This window comes from Klebsiella spallanzanii (assembly GCF_902158555.1).
GTDB classification, from domain to species: Bacteria; Pseudomonadota; Gammaproteobacteria; order Enterobacterales; family Enterobacteriaceae; genus Klebsiella; species Klebsiella spallanzanii.
The window spans coordinates 1-307 of the sequence record NZ_CABGGS010000040.1 but is presented as its reverse complement, the minus strand read 5'-3'; the positions used below and the strand labels follow the sequence as shown (position 1 = coordinate 307).

Here is a 307-nt window from a genome sequence, read left to right as displayed (position 1 = left end):
CGTGACCGGCCGATTGTCATCATGCTCGATCCCGGACACGGCGGCGAAGACTCCGGTGCCGTGGGGAAGTATCGCACCCGCGAGAAAGATGTGGTGCTACAGATCGCCCGTCGCCTGCGGGCGCTGATCGACAAAGAAGGCAATATGAAGGCCTATATGACCCGCAACGAAGACGTGTTTATCCCGTTGAAGGTGCGTGTCGCCAAGGCGCAGAAGCAGCGCGCCGACCTGTTCGTGTCGATTCACGCCGACGCCTTTACCAGCCGCCAGCCCAGCGGCTCTTCGGTGTTTGCCCTCTCCACCAAGG

Annotated in this window: 1 protein-coding gene; it reads left to right on the top strand. The window is 61.6% G+C overall.

Annotated features, from left to right (window positions below; genetic code table 11):
• The coding region (locus FN082_RS20565; protein WP_142982282.1) for an N-acetylmuramoyl-L-alanine amidase at nucleotides 1–307 on the top strand (307 nt) is incomplete at both ends.